Source organism: Burkholderia sp. BCC0506 (genome assembly GCF_902833145.1).
In the GTDB taxonomy this organism is placed as follows: Bacteria; Pseudomonadota; Gammaproteobacteria; order Burkholderiales; family Burkholderiaceae; genus Burkholderia.
The window spans coordinates 689867-710263 of record NZ_CADFEN010000001.1 but is presented as its reverse complement, the minus strand read 5'-3'; the positions used below and the strand labels follow the sequence as shown (position 1 = coordinate 710263).

The 20397-nt window shown below is 72.1% G+C and carries 10 protein-coding genes; 2 read left to right on the top strand and 8 right to left on the bottom strand.

Annotated features, from left to right (window positions below):
* The first annotated feature begins 179 nt into the window (after positions 1-179).
* On the top strand, positions 180-434 hold the full coding sequence (locus tag HWX62_RS03000) for a hypothetical protein (RefSeq protein ID WP_175929922.1): 255 nt from the start codon (positions 180-182) through the stop codon (positions 432-434).
* 21 nt (positions 435-455) lie between these two features.
* On the opposite strand, the gene HWX62_RS02995 is transcribed toward HWX62_RS03000, so the two are convergent.
* Positions 456-1706, bottom strand: a complete 1251-nt coding sequence (locus HWX62_RS02995) for a phosphatidylserine decarboxylase family protein (RefSeq protein WP_175929923.1) — start codon at positions 1704-1706, stop codon at positions 456-458.
* 121 nt (positions 1707-1827) lie between these two features.
* Between HWX62_RS02995 and HWX62_RS02990 the strand changes: the two genes are divergently transcribed.
* The gene (locus tag HWX62_RS02990; protein ID WP_175929924.1) at positions 1828-2091 is read left to right on the top strand and encodes a hypothetical protein; all 264 of its coding nucleotides are present in this window, start codon (positions 1828-1830) and stop codon (positions 2089-2091) included.
* A gap of 149 nt (positions 2092-2240) precedes the next feature.
* Here the strand turns inward: HWX62_RS02990 and treY are convergent, their stop codons facing one another.
* From treY to HWX62_RS02955, 7 genes are read right to left on the bottom strand one after another with little or no spacing between them, the layout of a single operon-like run.
* Positions 2241-5006 (bottom strand): malto-oligosyltrehalose synthase, encoded by a 2766-nt coding sequence (treY, locus tag HWX62_RS02985; RefSeq protein WP_175929925.1) that lies wholly within the window; start codon positions 5004-5006, stop codon positions 2241-2243.
* Positions 5003-7231, bottom strand: coding sequence for a 4-alpha-glucanotransferase (gene malQ / locus HWX62_RS02980; protein ID WP_175929926.1), 2229 nt, complete (start codon positions 7229-7231; stop codon positions 5003-5005). Before malQ ends, treY begins: the two co-directional genes overlap by 4 nt.
* The gene (gene treZ / locus HWX62_RS02975) at positions 7228-9099 is read right to left on the bottom strand and encodes a malto-oligosyltrehalose trehalohydrolase (protein ID WP_175929927.1); all 1872 of its coding nucleotides are present in this window, start codon (positions 9097-9099) and stop codon (positions 7228-7230) included. The genes malQ and treZ overlap by 4 nt, the downstream gene beginning before the upstream one ends.
* Positions 9096-11225 (bottom strand): glycogen debranching protein GlgX, encoded by a 2130-nt coding sequence (glgX, locus tag HWX62_RS02970; RefSeq protein ID WP_175929928.1) that lies wholly within the window; start codon positions 11223-11225, stop codon positions 9096-9098. The genes treZ and glgX overlap by 4 nt, the downstream gene beginning before the upstream one ends.
* Positions 11226-11262: 37 nt before the next feature.
* Positions 11263-13473, bottom strand: a complete 2211-nt coding sequence (gene glgB / locus HWX62_RS02965; protein WP_175929929.1) for a 1,4-alpha-glucan branching protein GlgB — start codon at positions 13471-13473, stop codon at positions 11263-11265.
* The gene (gene treS, locus HWX62_RS02960) at positions 13470-16880 is read right to left on the bottom strand and encodes a maltose alpha-D-glucosyltransferase (protein WP_175930160.1); all 3411 of its coding nucleotides are present in this window, start codon (positions 16878-16880) and stop codon (positions 13470-13472) included. The genes glgB and treS overlap by 4 nt, the downstream gene beginning before the upstream one ends.
* Positions 16880-20272: a maltotransferase domain-containing protein gene (locus HWX62_RS02955; protein WP_175929930.1), complete on the bottom strand. Its 3393-nt coding sequence runs from the start codon at positions 20270-20272 to the stop codon at positions 16880-16882. Before HWX62_RS02955 ends, treS begins: the two co-directional genes overlap by 1 nt.
* Positions 20273-20397 lie beyond the last annotated feature (125 nt).

Sequence of the window (20397 nt, the reverse complement as noted above, 5' to 3'; positions counted from 1 at the left end):
GGCCGACCCGCCCCGCACGGTGCCACATCGCGCGGCGCGCGCACCGGGCGGACACCGGTTGGACGGGATCGATTGGCACGATCCCTGCATGCTCGTTACGTCACCGGCGCACGATTCGCGCCGCGGGCCGATGCGACGCCGCTGTCGCGTCGTGCGTAGCCGTCAACGGGGAAACGAGCATGCTGACCGCCCACGAATTTGCCGCACTGTTCCTCGCGCATCACGCACCGGAACAGATCCAGATCGACCGCGACGATGTCGTCGCGCTCGTCGAACAACACCTGATCGTGATGGAGCGCGACGCCGCGTCGGGCGCGCACCGGCCCGCCCTGACGGCCGACGGACTGTCGATGCTGCGGTGCGTGCAGCGCCATGACGCTGCCGCGCCGCGAGCGATCGACCTGAACGACGCCGCCGACGTGACGGACGCATGACGCACGCGGCGCACGCGGTGCTCACCGCGCGATCGCGACCGATGCATTGACCTGCACGACGGGCGGCCGGCCTTCGAACGGCGGCGCGTACAGGAAGCGGTCGATCACGCCCGGCTCGAACAGCAGGCAGTAGGTCGAGCCGCCGAACTGGAAGTAGCCGATCTCGTCGCCCTTGTCGACGCGCTGGCCCGGCACGACCTCGATCACGCACGACGACACGTCGCCCATCCCGACGAACACGGCCGCCACGGTGCCGAGGCCCGGATCGTCGCTCGAGATCGCGACCACCGCGCGCGCGGCGACCGACGTCATGTAGCCCTGCGAGTCGTTGAGCCCGGCCGGGTCGGGGCCTTCCGCTTCGGCGACCGAGTAGTAGGTGCCGTCCACCCGGTACGCATGCGTGACGACGCCGCGCACCGGCGCGTGCCAGCGGTGGTAGTTGTACGCGCTGAGGTAGGCCTGGTAGACGTCGCCGCCGACGAAGCGCTCGGCGAGCGACAGCGATGCGGGCGTGAACAGGTCGCGCAGCGAGTACGGCTGCGACTTGATCCAGAACGTGTCGCGCAGCTTCACGTTGGATTCGGTGTGATAGGGCGCGGCTTCGCACGCGCTGACGATCACGTGCGGATCGTCGGGCGCCGCGACGGGCCGCGCGCCGTCGCGAAAGCGCCGCGTGAAGAAGTCGTTCCACGAATCGAAGCCCCAGTGCGGCTGGTCCTCGCGATACTGGAACTGCGACAGCCCGAGGCGCTGGCGCGCTGCGTCGCAGAACCAGCCGTCGGGCGCGGCCGTGTCGAGATGCGCGCGCGAATGCGGGCCGCCGAGGAAGTCGCACCACACGTTCAGCACGCGCTTCAATTGCGCGTTGACGGCCGCGTCGCGAAACACCGCGTGGCCCGACGGCATGCACATCGGCCAGTCGAAGAACGCGTTCAGCGGGCACACGATCAGGCTTTCCTCGCTGAACGGCGGCGTGTACGTCATCAGATGGTCGAGCACGGTCATCAATTCGCCGATCGACGCGTAGCCGAGCCGGTATCCCGCTTCGCGCGCTTCGTCGATCGCGCGGGTCAGGTTCATGCGCAGCACCGCGTTGTCGTCGAACAGCCGCGCGAGGTCCTGCACGGCCGGCGTGCGCAGCCGGTCGCCGGCCTGCGCGCGCGCTTCGTTCGCGATTTTTTCGCGGAACGCGGCCATGTGCGATTCCTCGCTGGCCATCCAGCCGCCGAGACGGCGGCGTGTGGCGGGCGGCGTGTTGCGGTTCGTCGGCATCGTCACCTCCGGAGCGGTTTCGGTCCAGTCGGGGTAGCAAGACGCTTGCCCGCCGCACGGTATCGAAATTGCTGCCTTCGGGCGACCGGTTTGTTTCGATGAGATGACTCAGGAGAACAGAATGGCGACAGCTTCGAACGGACGACAGACGAACGACGCGGAAGCGATGGACGAGCGCAGCAGCAGCGGGCAGCGGACCGTGACGCCGACGCGCACGCGGGCCCGTGCGCATGCGGCGGTGCCGCGCGACGGCGCGCGGCGGGCCGGGCGGGGCGACGGCGGCTCGAGCGGAAACGGCCCGGTGACGCCGAGCCGCGGGGAAGAGGCAGGAAAACCGCTGTGGGAAGACGACCGCGGCGAGATGCCGCCGGAGGAGTGGTCGTGAGGTGTCGACGCCTTTCGTCGACTGCGCAGGATCGTTTTCGATCGGCCGTTTTCGTGAAAATTCGATTACGCGTGGGCAAGATCGATCATTTACGTTTTGCACACAATCGATTTCGGTGACGCGGGGCGTGTGGCCGCCGGACGTCGGCGTCAATTCCCGCGCCGCGCCGCGACGAGCACCGCCACAGGTAATTCGGCCAGACAGCGATCGAGCGGCAGCGCACCGTCCGGCGCGTCGATCGCGTCGCTCGCATTCAGCCAGTCGTCCCACGGCCCTTCAACCCCGCGCGGCAGCACCACCGCCGTATCGCCCCATTGCGCCGGCTCGACGCGCGGCAGCCCGGGCGCGTCGCCCAGCAACCGGCACGCGAGGCGCGTCGCGACCACCACCACGGTCGCCGCGTCGTCGCACCGCGCGAACGCCACCGCGTGCCGCGCCAGCTTGCCGCGCACCCGCAGCGGAACGTACGCGCCGTCCGCAAACGTCGCCGGCCACCGCGCCCGCAGCGCCAGCATCCGCTCGATCAGCGCGCGCTTCACGCGCGCATCGGGCCACGTCGGCAGATACGACGCAACGGGCCCGTCGACCGGTTCGGCCGCCAGCGTCGCGAACGGCACGTCGCGCCGGTTGTCCGGATCGACGAGCGAGTGATCCCACGACTCGGTACCTTGATACAGATCGGGCACGCCGGGCGACGCGATCCGCAGCGTCGTCTGCGTGAGGCTGTTGACGACGCCGGCCGGCGCGATCCGCGCGACGAACGCATGCAACCGATGCGGAAAATCGCCCGCGCCGCGCGGCGTCAGGATCGCGCGGACGAACGCTTCGCAGCCGCGCTCGTAATCCGGTTCGGGCGCGAGCCAGTCGGTGTACTGCTTCGCTTCGCGCAGCGCCTTCGTCTGCCACTGCACGACGCGCGTCGCGAGCGCGTCGAGCCCGGCCGCGTCGTCGGGCGCGAGCGTCGGCGGCCAGCAGCCGACGAGCGTCTGGACCAGCATCGCCTCGGCGGCCGGCCCGGGCGTCCACGCGAGGTCGCGGTGCGCGCCGCCGCGATGCGGCCCGTTCAGCGCCGACCAGTCGAGCGACACCGCGCGCCATGCATCGGGCACTTCGCTCAATACCGCGAGTCGCGCTCGCGCGTCCTCGCCGCGCTTGTGATCGTGCGTGGCCGTGGCAACGAGCCCGTGCGGCACGGTGCGCGCGCGGCGCCGGTTGCGCGCATGGAACGCGCCGCGCGACAGGCTGAAGTCGCCGGCGTCGGCGCCGACCTCGTTGCGCGACAGCACCCGGCCGTAGCGGTAGTTGGCCGTATCCTCGACGCCCTTCGCGGCGAGCGGCGCGGTGAGCTGCGCGAACGCGATGCGCGCCGCGACGAGCGCATCGGCGTTCGCGCGCGGCACGCGCACGACCGGCAAGCCGAGCCATGCGGCGACGCGTTCGAGCGCGAACCGGTCGGCCGGATCGACCGCCGCGTACGCGCCGTCGTAGGCATGCGCGAGCACGCGGCGATCGGCGTCGGCCGGCTCCTCGCCCCGCGCCGGATACATCCGGTACACGGGCAGCCGCACCGCGAGTTCGCCGAGCACGCGCCGGATCGCGACCAGGCTCACGTCGCGCGTCGCGGGCGATGCCCGTGCAATTCCGTGCAGCAACCGTGCGACCCGCGCATGCTCGACGGCGAGCTGGCGCATCAGCACGCGCCGCTTGCCGTCGAGCGCTTCCTGCGCGAACGTGCGCGACGAGCCCGATACGGCCGCCCAGTGCGCGGCGAGCGGTTCGGCGCCGGCCGGGTCGTGCAGCAGCGCGCCGACGTCGTTCATGAAGTCGTAGCCGGTCGTGCCGTCGACGCCCCAGTCGGCGCGCAGCGCCTCGCCGGGTGCGAGGATCTTCTCGACGACGATGAACGGCCGCGCGTCGCGTTGCGCGGCGAGCCGCGCATGCAGCCGCCGGCAGTACGCGCGCGGATCGGCGAGCCCGTCGACGTGATCGACGCGCACGCCGTCGACGAGCCCGGCCGCATGGAGGCGCAGCGGCAGCGCATGCACGGCGTCGAACACCGCGTCGTCTTCGACGCGCACGGCCGCGAGCGTCGCGATGTCGAAGAAGCGCCGCCAGTTCAGCTCGTCGGCGGCCGTGCGCCACCACGCGAGCCGGTAGTGCTGGCGTTCGAGCAGCCGGTGCAGGCACGCGCGCGAGCGGGCGCGGCGCGGATCGGCGCCGCGCAATACCGCGTCGAGCGCGTGCGGGCCGTGCGCGGCCGCATGATCGCGCAGCGCCGCGTGGGCGGCGGCGAGCCGCGCGCTGCCGCGTGCGGGCGCGGCGTCGAAGCGCTCGGCGAGCGCGTTCAGGTCCGCGCGGTTCGCGATGCGCAGGATCTCCGCGTAGGTGGCGGCGGCGACCGGCAGTTGCCGCCCGGGGCACGCGATCGTGAAGCGGCCCGTGGCCGGATCGGCGCGCAGCGTGATGTCGCCGGCCGCGAGCGCATCGCCGTACGGCGCGCCGAGGCACGGCAGCAGCACCTTGCCGTCGAGCGCGGGATCGGGCGGATGCCAGTCGATGTCGAAGCTGCGCGCGTACGGGCTCGCCGGCCCCCATTCGAGCACGTCGTTCCACCAGGCGTTCGACGACCCGCCGACGCCCATGTGGTTCGGCACGACGTCGACGATGATGCCGAGGCCGCGCGCGCGCAGCGCGTCGACGAGCCGCATGAAGCCGGCTTCGCCGCCGAGTTCCGCGCCGAGCGTGCCGTAGTCGACGGTGTCGTAGCCGTGCAGCGAGCCGGGCTCGGCCGTCGTGACCGGCGACAGGTACAGGTGGCTCACGCCGAGCCGCGCGAAGTAGTCGGCGTGCGCGGCCGCGTCGTCGAACGTGAAGCCCGCATGCAGCTGCAGACGCAGCGTCGCGCGCGGGGTCATGGGCGGCGCTCCCGCGAGCGGCGCGCCTGCACGACGGCGGCGATGCGCGTGCGTACGTCGGCGTCGAACAGCGCGTCGATCGCGCGCGGCAGTCGCTGCCGCCAGTTCGGGTGGCCGCACGGCGGCCCAGGCAGGTTCGGCTGCGCGTCGAGCGCGAGCAGATCCTCGAGCGGCAGCAGCGCGAGCGGCGACGGGCTGCCCGCGACGTATTCCAGGACGGCGTTCACCGGCGGCATGTCGGCCGGCGGCACCGCGGCGCCGGCCGGCACGCACCCGGCCTGCTGCAGCGCGCGCCACAGCGCCGCGCGCTCGGTGGCGCGTTCCGCGTGAGCGGCGAGCAACTCGGGCGGCGACGCCGGCGGAGGCGTCGAGCGATTCGGTTCGGGGCCCTGCACGGTGTCGTGGCCGTACGCCATGCTTTGCACGATCTCGTCCGAATCGTGCGCGCTCGCGTCGTCCGGCGCCGGTGCGGCCACGTCGCGCGGCGGCGTGTCGTCGCGCCGCTTCGCGGCTTCGGCCTCGGCCGCGACGCGCCGCCACGCGAGATCGACGCCGCGCCACCAGCCGGCCACGGTCGGCAAATCGTGCGTCGAGGTCGTCGCGATCGCGTCGCGATCCCACGCGGACGGCGGCCGGAACGCGCCATCCGCATCGCGCTCGAACCACAGCACGCGCATGCCCGCGATGCCCTGCGCGCCGAGCCGCTCGCGCAACCCGGGCGGCACGGTGCCGAGATCCTCGCCGATCGCGATCGCGCGATGGCGGGCGGCTTCGAGCGCGACGAGCCGCACCAGATCGTCGAGCGGATAGCGCAGGTACGCGCCGCTGCGCGGCGAGCCGCCGTCCGGCACGATCCACATCCGCGCGAAGCCGAGCACGTGATCGATGCGGATGCCGCCCGCGTGCGCGAACGCCGCGCGCAGCAGCTCGATGAACGGCACGAAGCCGTCGGCGCGCAGCGCGGCGGGCGTCCAGGTCGTCACGCCCCACGCCTGGCCGGCGGCATTGAACAGGTCGGGCGGCGCGCCGAGCGACACGCCGCGCAGCAGCGTCGTGCCGTGCGCCCACGCGTCGCTGCCGGCGCGATCCGAGCCGACCGCGAGATCGGCGATCAGGCCGGTCGCCATGCCGGCGCCGCGCGCCGCGTGCTGCGTATCGCCTAGCGCGCGCGACGCGCACCATTGCAGGAAGGTGTGGAACGCGATCGTGTCGGCATGCGCGTGCGCGAACGCGTCGACTTCCGCCGATCCCGGCATGCGCCACGGCGCGGGCCACTGCCGCCAGTCCGCGCCGATCCCGTGCTCGATGCAGAACGCCTGCAGCGCATCGAAGCGCGCATGCGCGTCGAGCGCGGCACCGCCCGCCGCGCGAAACCGCTGGAACGTGTCGCGCGACGGATCGTCGCTGGCGCGCCATGCGTCGAAGCATGCGCGCAGGCGGCGCAGCTTCATCGGCAGCACGCGGGGCCAGTCGATCAGCGCGGCGTCGTCCGCGGCGGCGGATGCGCGAGACGCGGCGCCGGCGCCCGGCACCGCATCGCAGTCGAGATACGCGACGTTGTGCCAGCGGCGCGACGACGGCGAATACGGGCTGTCGTGCGCGGGAAGCGCCGGATAGCCGGCGTGCGTCGGGCTGATCGCCACCGCCTGCGCGCCGTGTCGCGCCGCGTGCGCGGCGAGCCGCGCGAGCGCCGTGTAATCGCCCGCGCCGTCGTCGCCGCTGCGGCGCAGGCTGTAGAGCTGCGCCGCGATGCCCCAGCGGCGGCTCGCGTCGCGGGTGCGGGCGAGCGCGTCGAACGGCTGCGCCCGCGGCGGCGCGATCGCGAGCCCGATGCGCTGCTCGCCGACGTCGAGCGCGTGATAGCCGGGCATCGCGAGCGGCGGCAGCGTGCCGTGTTCGCCCGCGCCGCCCACGCGACCATCGACGTGCCCGCCGCTTTCGAGCGAGATCCGGAAGCGCGCGCCCGGCGACGCGACGCTCGCGGGCAGCGTCAGCGGCAGGCCGGCGTCGCCGGTCACGGTACGCGGCGGCGACGCGTTCGCATCGGCGAGCGCCGCCGCGCTGTCGACCCGCTGGATCGCCGTGCCGCACGGCCAGCCGAGCGCGTCGACGAGCGCGACGAGCGCGTCGTCGTCCACGCGCCGCGCGCCGCCGCCCGCGTCGGTCCATTCGGGTTCCAGGCCGGCCGCACGGGCGAGCACCGCGATCGGGACGTCGGTTGTCATCCGTTGCTCCGTCCGTTCGCGCGGTGATGCCGCGCATCCTGGTTGACCGCGCCGTCGCGCCACGCGATGCACGCACGCGGCGGCACGTGCCCGCCGGGCAGCCGGTCGCGCGCTCGCGGCGGCGTCTCGAACACGATCTTGCCGGCCGGCAGCGCGGGCAGCGTCGCGTCGTGCGAGCCGAGATTCAGCGCGATCGTCAGCGTGCTGCCGTCGCCGAGGCGCCAGCGCGCGACCAGTGCCGGCGGATCGCCGTCGCCCGCGAGCAGGTCGACGCCGAGCGCGCGTGCGCCGGCCAGGTGTGGCGTCACGAGCGCCGCGCGCACGGCCAGCGCGCTGCGGTAGAAGCGCCGCCAGGCGGCCGCGTCGGGCCACGACTCGTCGGGCGGATGGTGCGACGACGAGCGCACGAAGGTCGCGATCTCGTTCGGGTCGGGAATCGCGTCGCGATGCGTGGCGTCGGCGAACGCGGGAAACGCGGCGAACTCGCGGCGCCGGCCTTCGCGCACCGCGTCGGCGAGCGCGCCGCGATAGTCGGTGAAGAACTGGAACGGCTGCGTGCTGCCGTCTTCCTCGCCCATGAACAGCAGCGGGATCGACGGCGCGAGCAGCATCAGCGCGGTGGCCGCGCGCACCGCGTCGTCGTTCGCGAGCGCGCGCAGCCGCTCGCCGAACGCGCGGTTGCCGATCTGGTCGTGGTTCTGCAGGAACACGACGAACGCGCTCGGCGGCAGGTGCGCGCTCGGCTCGCCGCGTGGCGCGCCGTCGTGCAGCGGCGACGGTTCGCCCTGGTACGCGAAGCCTTCGCCGAGCGTGCGCGCGAAATGGCGCAGCGGCGCATCGGCGTACGCGCGGTAGTAGCCGTCGCGCTCGCCGGTCAGCAGCACGTGCGCGCTGTTGTGGAAGTCGTCGTTCCATTGCGCGTCGAAGCCGCCGGGGCCGAGCAGGCTCGCGGTATTGCGCTCGTTTTCCAGCACGAGATGCACGTGGCGCGCGTCGCCCGCGTATGCCCGCACGCGGCGTGCGAGCGCGCGCAGCCACGCGTCGTCGTCGATCGCGTGCGCGGCGTCGATGCGCAGCCCGTCGAAACGGTATTCGTCGAGCCAGTACAGCGCGTTGTCGAGGAAGAACGCGCTCGTCTGCGGGCGGGAGAAGTCGATCGCCGGCCCCCACGCGGTCTGCCGGTCCGCGCGGAAGAATCCGGGCGCGTAGCGCGGCAGCAGGTTGCCGTCGGGGCCGAAGTGGTTGTACACGACGTCGAGGAACACCTGCAGCCCGAGCCCGTGCGCGGTGTCGACCAGCGATTTCAGTTCCTCGGGCCGCCCGTACGACGCATCGGGCGCGAACGGCAGCACGCCGTCGTAGCCCCAGTTGCGCGCGCCGGGGAATGCGTTGACGGGCATCAGCTCGACGGCGGTCACGCCGAGTTCGGCGATCGCCGGCAGCCGCCGCTCGACGGCCGCGTAGCCGCCGCAGGCGCCGACGTGCAGTTCGTACAGCACCGTCTCGTGCCACGGGCGGCCGCGCCACGTGTCGTGGCGCCAGCGGTACGCGCCGGGATCGACGACCTGGCTCGGGCCGTGCACGTCGTACGGCTGGAAGCGCGACGCGGGATCGGGCACCGCAAGCGTGCCGTCGAGCACGTAGCGGTACAGCGTGCCGGCGCCGCACGGCGCGACCGTCTCGAACCAGCCGTCGCCGGCCGGCGTCATCGGCGTCGCGCGACCGCCTTCGTCCTGCAGCTCGACGGCGGCGGTGCGGCACGCGGGCGCCCACAGCCGGAAGCGCGTGTGGTCGGCATCGACGCAGGTCGCGCCGAACGACGATTCGAATGCATGCGTGCCGGTGGGGCGGGCGGAACGGGAAGTCATGGCGGTCCTCCGGAAGACTGATCGGGCGGCGGCACGGCCGCGACCGCGATCGCGGCCGCATGCGCGGCGACGTCGAGACCGGCTTCCGGCCACGAGCGCGGGCCGGCGTCGGGTGTCGCGGTGTCGAGCAGGATCCGGTAATCGAGCACGGGCGCGGGCGGCTTGAACCTGATCGTGCCGGCCGACGCGTTCAGCATCACGAGCAACGCCTCGGTGCGGCCGGTGCGGCCGGTGCCGACGCGCCGCATCGTCAGCGCGCGGCGTTCGCCGTCTTCCCACGCGGGCACGCTGAGCGCGTCGCCGCGTTCGTCGAACCACTCGATCTCGCGCATGCCCGGCGCGCCGTCGCGGTCGCCCGACGGGTAGCGCGGCGCCGACATCACCGGATACATGCGCCGCAGCGCGGCGAGCCGCGACACGAAACGGGTCATCTGCACGCCTTCCTCGCTGCCGGCCAGATCCCAGTCGAGCCACGATAGTTCGTTATCCTGGCAATACGCGTTGTTGTTGCCCTGCTGCGTGCGGCAGAATTCGTCGCCGGCCACGAGCATCGGCGTGCCGAGCGCGGTGAACAGCGTCGCGAGCATCGAGCGGGCGACGCGCGCGCGCACGTCGCGAATCGCCGCGTCGTCGGTCGCGCCTTCGACGCCCCAGTTCGCGCTGCAGTTGTCGTCGCGGCCGTCGCGGTTGTCCTCGCCGTTCGCGTCGTTGTGCTTGCCCGCATACGACACGAGGTCGGCCAGCGTGAAGCCGTCGTGCGCGGTGACGAAATTGACCGATGCCCACGTGCGGCGCCGGCCGTGGTTGAACAGGTCGGCCGAGCCCGACAGGCGCGCGGCCAGCTCCGGCCGCTGGCCCGCGTCGCCGCGCCAGAAGCGCCGCACGGTGTCGCGAAACCGGTCGTTCCATTCGGCGAAGCCGGGCGGATGGCGGCCGAGCTGATAGCCGCCGGGGCCGAGATCCCACGGCTCGGTGATCAGCTTGCGCTGCGCGAGCACCGGGTCCTGCCGCAACGCGTCGAAGAACCCCGCACCGGGCTCGAAGCCGTGATCCTCGCGGCCGAGCGTCACGCCGAGATCGAAGCGGAAGCCGTCGATGTTGAACGCGGTGGCCCAGTAGCGCAGCGAATCCATCACCATCTGCACGACGCGCGGATGCGACATGTTCAGCGTGTTGCCGCAGCCGGTTTCGTCGACGTGGTAACGCGGGTCGTCGGGCAGCAGCCGGTAGTAGCTCGCGTTGTCGAGGCCGCGCCACGACAGCGTGGGCCCGAGCTGGTTGCCTTCGCACGTGTGGTTGTAGACCACGTCGAGCACGACCTCGATGCCGGCCGCATGCAGCTGGCGCACCGCGATGCGCATTTCGTCGAGCCGCCGCGTCGTCAGATACGACGGTTCCGGCGCGAAGAACGCGGCCGTGTCGTAGCCCCAGTAGTTGCGCAGCCCGCGTTTCACGAGTTCGCGCTGCTGCAGGAACGCATGGATCGGCAGCAGCTCGACCGTCGTCACGCCGATCGACAGCAGGTGATCGACGAACGCCGGATGCGCGAGCGACGCGAACGTGCCGCGCTCCGGTGGGCGCAGCCCGGCGCGGCGCATCGACGCGCCGCGCACGTGGGTTTCGTAGATCACGGTGCTGCGCCACGGCACGTTCGGGCGGCGGTCGTTGCTCCAGTCGAACGCTTCGTCGACGACCACGGCTTTCGGCATCGCGGGCGCCGAATCGCGGCGGTCCATCGACAGGTCGGCCCGGTTCGAATGCACGCGATAGCCGAACAGCGCGTCGGACCAGCGGAACTGGCCGACCAGCTTGCGCGCGTACGGGTCGAGCAGCAGCTTGGTCGGATTGAAGCGATGGCCGTGCTGCGGCTGGTACGGGCCGTCCGCGCGAAACCCGTACACGGTGCCCGGATGCGCGTTCGGCAGGTAGCCGTGCCACACCTCGTCGGTGCATTCGGGCAGGTCGAGGCGCGCGAGTTCCTTGCGGCCGGTCGGATCGAACACGCACAGCTGGATGCGCTGCGCGTGCGCGGAAAATACCGCGAAGTTGGTCCCGAGGCCGTCCCAGGTCGCGCCGAGCGGATAGCTGCGGCCGGGTTCGAGACGGTCGGGCAGGGCGGTCGGCATGGGGCGGGTCTCCGTGTCGAGGGCAGGGCGTGGGCAATCAGGCGGGGGTCAGCCACAGCGTCGCGAGCGGCGGCAGCCGCAAGGTCGCCGACCACGCCTCGCCGTGCGCGGGCACGGCTTCGGCCCACACGGCGCCGTCGTTGCCGGCGTTGGTGCCGCCGTACGGCGCGGCATCGGTGTTCATCAGTTCGCGCCAGTGGCCGGGCGCGGGCAGGCCGAGCCGGTAACCGGCGCGCGGCACGGGCGTGAAGTTGCAGACGGCGACGACGAGGCGCCCCGTATCGTCGCGGCGCGCGAACGCGAACACGCTGTTGTCGCGGTCGTCGCCGATCAGCCAGGAGAACCCGGCCGCGTGGCAGTCGAGCGCATGCAGCGCCGGTTCGGCCGCATACGCGCGGTTCAGGTCGCGAACCAGCCGCTGCACGCCGCGATGGGCGGGCGCGTCGAGCAAGTCCCAGTGCGGCGTCGCATCGTGCGCGAACTCGCTCCACTGCGCGAATTCGCTGCCCATGAACAGCAGCTTCTTGCCGGGATGCGCCCACATGAAGCCGAAATACGCGCGCAGCGTCGCGAGCCGCTGCCACGCGTCGCCGGGCATCTTCGCGACGAGCGAGCCCTTGCCGTGCACGACCTCGTCGTGCGACAGCGGCAGCACGAAGCGCTCGGAGAACGCGTACACGAGCCCGAACGTCATCCGGTCGTGGTGATAGCGGCGGTGGATCGGGTCCTCGTGCAGGTACGCGAGCGTGTCGTGCATCCAGCCCATGTTCCACTTGAAGTCGAAGCCGAGCCCGCCGTCGGCGGTCGGCGCGGTGACGCCCGGCCACGCGGTCGATTCCTCCGCGACGGTGACGACGCCGGCCGGCGCGGTCGCACCGTGCAGCGTATCGTTGAGCCGGCGCAGGAACGCGACCGATTCGAGGTTCTCGCGGCCGCCGTGCACGTTCGGCACCCATTCGCCTTCCTTGCGCGAATAGTCGCGGTACAGCATCGACGCGACCGCGTCGACGCGGATGCCGTCGACGTGATAGCGGCGCGCCCACGCGAGCGCCGACGCGACGAGGAACGCGCCGACCTCGGTGCGCCCGACGTTGAACACGCAGGTGTTCCAGTCGGGATGCATCCCCTCGCGCGGATCGGCATGCTCGTACAGCGCGCTGCCGTCGAATTGCGCGAGCCCGTGCGCGTCGTTCGGAAAATGCGCGGGCACCCAGTCGACGATCACGCCGATGCCGGCCGCATGCGCGCGATCGACGAACCGCGCGAAACCTTCGACCGGCCCGAAGCGCGCGGACGGCGCGAACTGGGCGAGCGGCTGGTAGCCCCACGAGCCGCCGAATGGGTATTCGGCGATCGGCATGAACTCGACGTGCGTGAAACCCATTCCCTTCACGTAAGGAATCAGCCGCTCGGCCAGTTCGTCCCACGTCGCGCTGCGCTCCATCTGCTCGGGGATGCGTTGCCACGATTCCGGATGGACCTCGTAGATCGACCATGGCACGCGGTAGCGGTCGTCGTGGCGCGGCCGCGCATGCATCCAGCCGTCGTCGTGCCACGCGAACGCGTGCAGCGCCGCGACGTCGGCGACCACCGACGCCGTGTGCGGCGGCGCCTCGGTCGCCCGCGCGCACGGGTCGGCCTTGTGCGGCAGCACGTGCCCGTCGGCCGCGCGCAGCTCGTACTTGTAGCGCTCGCCCGGGCCGATGCCCGGCACGAACAGCTCCCACACGCCCGACGGCCGCCGCAGCCGCATCGGATGGCGGCGGCCGTCCCATGCGTTGAAATCGCCGACCACCGACACGCGCTGCGCGTTCGGCGCCCACACCGCGAAACGCACGCCGTCGGTATCGTCGACGCGCACCGGTGTCGCGCCGAGGCAGTCGAGCACGGCTTCGGGATCGCCGGCCGAGAAGCGCGCGAGCGCCGCTTCGTCGAGCAGCGTGCCGAATGCGTATGCGTCGTCGGTCACCTGATGCGCGTTCGGCCAGTCGATCGCGAGCAGATAGTGCGGCGCGCCGCCGTCGTGCGCGATCGTCCCGGCGAAGCAGCCGGCGCGGTCGACGCAGGCGAGCGTGCCGAGTTCGGCGCCGTCCGGCGACAGCGCGCGTACGCGTTCGGCGCCGGGCAGCAGCGCCCGCACGACGACCCAGTCGGCCTGCTCGTGCGGGCCGAGGCACGCGAACGGGTCGGGATGGCGGCCGGCGAGCAGCGCATCGATATCGGCGCGTTCGAACAGCGTGTCGGTCATGGGTGTCCTCCGTCGTCGGGCAGCACGCCGTCGCCGAGCAGCCGGTCGACCAGCGCCGCGAGCCCGCCGACCGGCACGCTCAGCCAGTCGGGCCGGTTCGCGGCTTCGTAGCACAGCTCGTACGACGCCTTGTCGATCAGGAACAGCGCGAGCAGGCGGTCCGCGTAGTGCGGATCGACGAAGCGCGCGGGCGCGAGCTCGGCGGCCGCGCGATAGCATTCGACGAAGCGGTCGGCGGCGGCCTGCCCGAAACGGTCGAACAGCGCACGCTTGCGGCCGGCCGCTTGCGGCGGCGCTTTTTCGATCGCGAACTGCGCGGTCGCGCTCACGTACGACAGCGAGCGCAGCAGGCCGGCCACGTCGCGCAGCGGATGCGATTTCGCGCGCCGCCGCTCGAGCGGGCGCGCCGGCTCGCCTTCGAAGTCGATCAGCAGCGCGTCGCCCTGCACGTCGAGCACCTGGCCCAGATGGAAATCGCCGTGAATCCGCGTGCATTGCGCATCCAGCGTGCGCGGCACGAGTTCGCCGAGCGCCTGCACGGCCGCGTCGCGCGATGCGAGCAGCGCGTCGGCCGACGCGCGGGTGGCCGCGTCGAGCGCGTCGAGCCGCGTGCGCAGCACGTCGAGCGCATGCTCGAACGACGCGATCGCGTCCACGCACCAGCCGTCGACGTGCTCGGGCGTCGCGCGCTCCGGCGCGAACGCGGGATCGTCGGACGGCTGCGCGAGCGCGACGTGCAACTGGCCGAGCCGCGTGCCGATGAGGCCCGCGAACGCCGCGTAACCGAGCAGCGCATAGGGCTCTTCGCCCGTTTCGGCCGTCTCGCCTTCGTCCGCGGCCGGCAGCGCCAGTTCGTCGATCGCGCGCCGCAGGAAGTCGAACGAGCGCGTCCACGCGTCGCCCTGGTTGTCGACGTAGCGCTGCAGGATCGCGACCGTGTGCGGCGTGCCGTCCGCATCGACGTGCACGACTTCGCCGGCCAGCGTCGCGGTGTTCGCATAGCCGATGCGCGTCAGGTGCCGGCTCATTTCCGCTTCCGGATGAATGCCGTGCGCGACCTTGCGCACCAGCTTCAGCACGATCGCGTCGCCGATCACGAGCGAGCTGTTGCTCTGCTCGGCCGCGAGCCAGCGCACTTCCGCGTCGTCGCCCGGATCGAGCCCGGCGAGCGCGTCTTCCGGCAGAAACGCGAGCCGGCCGCCGTCGGACGTGGGCACCGTCGCGCCGTCGCGCAGCTTGCGCAGCATCCCGCGCGCGAACACCGGCAGCGCGAACGCGTCGGTCAGATAGCCGACCGTATGGCCGCGCCGCACGCGCGCCAGCGCGAGCTGCGCGAACAGCGGATGCGACGTCTCGCCGCCCCACGCGGCCGCGAGCGGCACCACGTAGCGTTCGACGCCGCCGTCGCTCGCGGACACCCACGCCTCCGCGTACTGGAACGGCTCGTCCGGGATCGGCGTGACGACGCTCAGCCGCGCGTCGCCGATCTTGCGATCCTTCGATGCGAACCAACGCCGCCGCGCGAGCCACGACGCGAGCGCGTCGTGCGCGAGCGCGTGCAGTTGCGACACGTCCGGCCGCGTGTCGCCGCGCCGCATCACGAGCGTCACGTATTCGGGCAGCGGCTCCGCGTGCGGTTGCCGCCACGACGGCTCGCGGCCGTGCTCGGCGAGCACGAACCACAGGAACCCGTACGGCGGGAAGGTGAGGAGATACGGGAGCTGGCCGATCGGCGGAAACGGCGAATCGGACGTCATCTCGATCGGCACGCGGCCCGCGAATTCGGACAGGTCGAGTTCGACCGCCTGCGACGCGCGCGACAGGTTCGCGACGCACAGCACCGGCTCGTGGCCGTCCAGCTCGCGCAGGTACGCAAGCACCTTGCGGTTGTCCGGGCGCAGGAAGCGGATCGTGCCGCGCCCGAACGCCTGCGACGCGCGCCGCGTCGCGAGGATGCGGCGCATCCAGTTCAGCAGCGAATGCGGATCGCGCGTCTGCGCCTCGACGTTGATCGCGTCGTAGCCGTACAGCGAGCCCATCACCGGCGGCAGCACGAGCATTTCCGGGTCGGCGCGCGAGAAGCCGCCGTTGCGGTCCGACGACCATTGCATCGGCGTGCGCACGCCGTCGCGGTCGCCCAGGTGGATGTTGTCGCCCATGCCGAGCTCGTCGCCGTAGTAGATCACCGGCGTGCCGGGCATCGACAGCAGCAGCGAATTGATCAGCTCGATGCGGCGCCGGTCGCGCTCCATCAGCGGCGCGAGCCGGCGCCGGATGCCGAGATTGAGCCGCGCGCGCCGGTCGCTCGCGTAGGTCTGCCACAGCAGGTCGCGCTCCGAATCGGTGACCATCTCGAGCGTCAGCTCGTCGTGGTTGCGCAGGAACACGGCCCACTGGTTGCTCGGCGCGAGCGCCGGCGTCTGCCGCATGATGTCGACGATCGGGAAGCGGTCCTCGCTCGCGATCGACATGTAGATGCGCGGCATCAGCGGGAAGTGGAACGCCATGTGGCATTCGTCCTCGTCGCCGAAGTATTCCTGCACGTCTTCCGGCCACTGGTTCGCTTCCGCGAGCAGCATCCGGTTCGGGTACTCGGCGTCGATCGTCGCGCGGATCCGCTTCAGGATCGCATGCGTTTCCGGCAGGTTCTCGTTGTTGGTGCCTTCGCGCTCGACCAGGTACGGCACCGCGTCGAGCCGCAGCCCGTCGATCCCGAGGTCGAGCCAGAAGCGCATCACCTGGATCACTTCGCGCACGACGGCCGGGTTGTCGAAGTTCAGGTCCGGCTGGTGCGAGTAGAAGCGGTGCCAGTAGTACTGGCCGGCGACCGGATCGTGCGTCCAGTTCGACGTTTCGGTATCCAGAAAGATGATCCGCGTGCCCGCGTATTTCGTGTCGGTGTCGGACCACACGTAGTAGTCGCGGTACGTGGAGCCCGGCTTCGCGCGGCGCGCGCGCTGGAACCACGGATGCTGGTCCGACGTGTGGTTGATCACGAGCTCGGCGATCACGCGGATGCCGCGCGCATGCGCCTCGCGGATGAAGCGCCGCACGTCGGCCAGCGTGCCGTAGTCGGGATGCACGTCGCGGTAGTCGGCGATGTCGTAGCCGTCGTCGCGGCGCGGCGACGGATAGAACGGCAGCAGCCAGATCGTGTCGACGCCGAGTTCGGCGATGTAGTCGAGCTTCGCGATCAGGCCGGGGAAATCGCCGATGCCGTCGTTGTTCGAGTCGAAGAACGATTTCACGTGCACCTGGTAGATGATCGCGTCCTTGTACCACAGCGGATCGTCCGCACAGAGCGCGGGTTCGCGGCGGCGCGCGCGGCGCCGGCGCGGCGTGCCGGCCGGCGCGAGCGACGGGAACTGCGCGCGGCGCACGTCGTCGAGGGAATCTTCGCGTTTCATCATCCGTGGGCTCCCGAGACAGGTCGGGCGTCGTCCGGTGCGGGCGCTGCCGCCCGCGCGGCGCCCGGAGACGGCGTGAGCCGCCAGATGGCGTACGGCCGCACGTGCGGATCGAGCGACACGTACTGGCGATGGCCGCGCCAGGCTTGCGCGTGCGCGGCATCGTGTTCGAGCGCATCGAGCGGTTCGCCGTCGGCCAGCCCGAGGCCGCGCCACAGCGCCGCATCGAGCGTGAAGTTCGCGGCCTGCGGATGCCACGGATCGAGGCTGATCGCGACCACCACCACGCTGTCGAACGCGGGCGTCGCCTTCATGAACACGAGCACCGAATCGTTGTCGGCCTCGACGAACGTGAGCCCGAGATGCGTCTGCAGCGCCGGGTGATCGCGCCGCGCGCGGTTCAGCCGCGCGATCTCCGTGCCGATGTGCGCGGCCTTGCTCCAGTCGCGCGCGCGCAGCTCGTATTTCTCGGCATCCGCGTATTCCTCGCTGTCCGGCAGCGGCGCCGATTCGCCGAGCTCGAAGCCCGAGTACAGGCCCCACGAGCCGGCCAGCGTCGCCGCGAGCGCCGCGCGGATCACGAACTGCGAACGCGGCGCGTTCTGCAGGTGGCGCGGATTGATGTCGGGCGTGTTGACGAAGAAGTTCGGCCGGAAGAATTCGCGCGGCGGGCCGGCCGTCAGCTCGGTCAGGTAGTCGATGAACTCGCGCTTCGACTCGCGCCACGTGAAGTACGTGTACGACTGCGAGAAGCCGACTTTCGCGAGGCGGTACATCATCCCCGGGCGCGTGAATGCCTCGGACAGGAACACGACGTCCGGATGCCGGCCGCGCACGTCGTCGATCATCCATGCCCAGAACGGCAGCGGCTTCGTGTGCGGGTTGTCGACGCGGAAGATCCGCACGCCCGCGTCGACCCAGAACAGCACCGCGTCGCGCAGCGCGAGCCACAGGCCGGGCAGCGCGTCCGGCGCATAGAAATCGGGGTTCACGATGTCCTGGTAGCGCTTCGGCGGATTCTCCGCGAAACGCAGCGAGCCGTCGGGCCGCCACGCGAACCAGCCCGGATGCGCGGCGAGCCACGGGTGGTCGGGCGAGCACTGGATCGCGAAATCGAGCGCGATCTCGAGCCCGTGCCCGCGCGCGGCCTCGACCAGCGCGCGAAACGATTCGAGCGTGCCGAGCTGCGGATGCACGGCCGTGTGCCCGCCGTCGGGCGAGCCGATCGCATACGGGCTGCCGACGTCGTCGGGGCCCGCGGTCAGGCTGTTGTTGCGGCCCTTGCGCGCGGACATGCCGATCGGGTGGATCGGCGGGAAATACAGCACGTCGAAACCCATGTCGCGGATGCGCGGCAAATGCGCGATCACGTCGTCGAACGTGCCGTGCCGGTGCGGATCGTCGCTCGCCGAGCGCGGAAACATCTCGTACCAGCTCGAGAAGCGCGCCTTGCGGCGTTCGACGTCGACCGGGTAGGTCGTCGCGTCGTGCGTGACGAACGGGCGGTAGCGCAGCGCCGCGTACGCGTCGGCGAGCGCGGGCGCGCCGATCAGCGCGAGGCGATCGTCGGGCGACGCGTCCCTGAGCTCGGCGGCGAGCCGTTCCATCCGCGCGAGCGCGCGCGGATCGGCCGGATCGGCGAGCTTCAGCGCGGTCGCGAGCAGCAGTTGCGCTTCGCGCACCTCCAGCGCCACATCCTGGCCGGCCGCGCGCTTCTTCGCGATGTCGGTGACGAGCGACGCCCAGTCGTCGCGCCACGCGACCACGCGGAATTCGTGACGGCCGAGCCGGTCGAGCGTGACGCGCGCATGCCAGCGGTCGTTCGGCTCGGCGTCGAACGGGATTTCGCGCCAGGCGTCTTCGTCGGCGGCGCGCCACTGGAGCACGGCCGCCAGATGCGCGTGGCCATCCGTGAAGATCGACGCACTCACGACGAGCGGCTCGCCGATCACGCGCTTGATCGCGAAGCGGCCGCCGTCGACCGACGGCTCGACGCGCTCGATCGCGATCCGGTCGGCCGCGAGCGCCGTCGACAGCACGGTGCGCTCGCGCGCGGCGTCGGGACGCGACGTGACGGGCGGCGCCCGCCACGCATGCAGCAGCGCATAGGCACCGGGCGCGAGCGTGAACGGCTCGAGCGCGGCCGGCGGATGCGTGTGCGCGCCGTCCTGCGTGACCACGCGCGTGAAGCCGCCCGGCACGCCGGGCAGGATCGTCGCGGGGTCGAGCGTGGCCGGCGCGTCGAGATCGGGATTCAATGCGATCAGCAACGCGGCGTCGTCGTGTTCGAGCAAGAGCCCGGTGCCGCGCAGCAACGCGGTCGCGCTCGCGCCCGGCGCGCTCAGTTGCACGATTTCGCCGCGCGCCGCCGCGACCGGCGTGGCGCGTCGCCACGCGTTCGCATCGGCGAGCGCGCCCGACAGGTCGAAACGGGCCTGCTCGAATGCGGCGCGGTAGCGCGCGGCATCCGCGTCGCGCGCCATCAGCGGCACCGTCACGCCGCGCTCGAAGCCCATCGGCACGAGCCAGCCGGTGCCGACGGCCGCGGCCGTCCACAGTGCGCGGCGATACGCGCGGGCGACGGCGTCGTCCGATGCGTCGGGCCAGTCGTCGGCGAGGCGCGGGCCGTCCGGCGCGTCGGGAAACGCGATCGGCGCGCCGATGCGCCGCAGCAGCCGGTGCTCGTCCGCGAACCACGGCGCGCGCAGGTCCCACCAGCGCACCGACGAAAACACCGCGTCGAACCCGGCGGCCTCCAATTGCGCGAGTGCATCGCGCGCATGGCCGGGCACGCCGGCGAGCGCCGCGACGTCCGGGCGCGCACGGCGCAGCGCCGCGCGCCAGCCGGGCCACCAGTCGGCCGGCAGATGATGCGGCGCGTCGATCAGGAAGCCGGCCGCGCCCGCGTCGGCGAACGTCGCGAGATGCGCGCACCACCATGCCGACAGCGCGTCGCGCACCGCTTCGTCGCCGGTGTTCGCGTGCGCGATATCCAGCGCGTGCGCGGTGCCGCGCGGGTCGATCAGCGCGTCGTCGTGCGGATGCTCGACGTACCAGTCCGGATGCTCGGTGCGCAGCGGATTCTCGCGCGCGATGCGATCGGGCACGACTTCGAGCAGCAGGCGCAGCCCGTGGCCCTTCGCCAGTTGCGCGAGCCGCGAGAAGGTTTCGAGCGCGCTCGCGCGCGTCTCAAACGACTGGGCCGGCCGCCGGAAATCCGCCACGTGGCGCGGGAAGCCGGCGACGCTCGCGGCCCAGAACGCGCCGACGAGCACGTGGTCGAAGCCCATCCCGGCGATGTGCGCGAAGGTCTGCGGCCATGCGTCGAGCGGCCCGACGAGGCGGGCGTCGCAGAAGTAGACGTGCGGAGCGAACGGCGGTGTGGAATCCATGGCGTGGCGCGGATGGGGGCGGCGAACGGTAACGCCGGTGCGTCGCAACCGGCGTGCCTGCCGCGCGATTGCGCGCGGAGCAGCGCGCGTGCGGGAGGCGGGTGTGAAGGGGCCTGTCGTTTTTA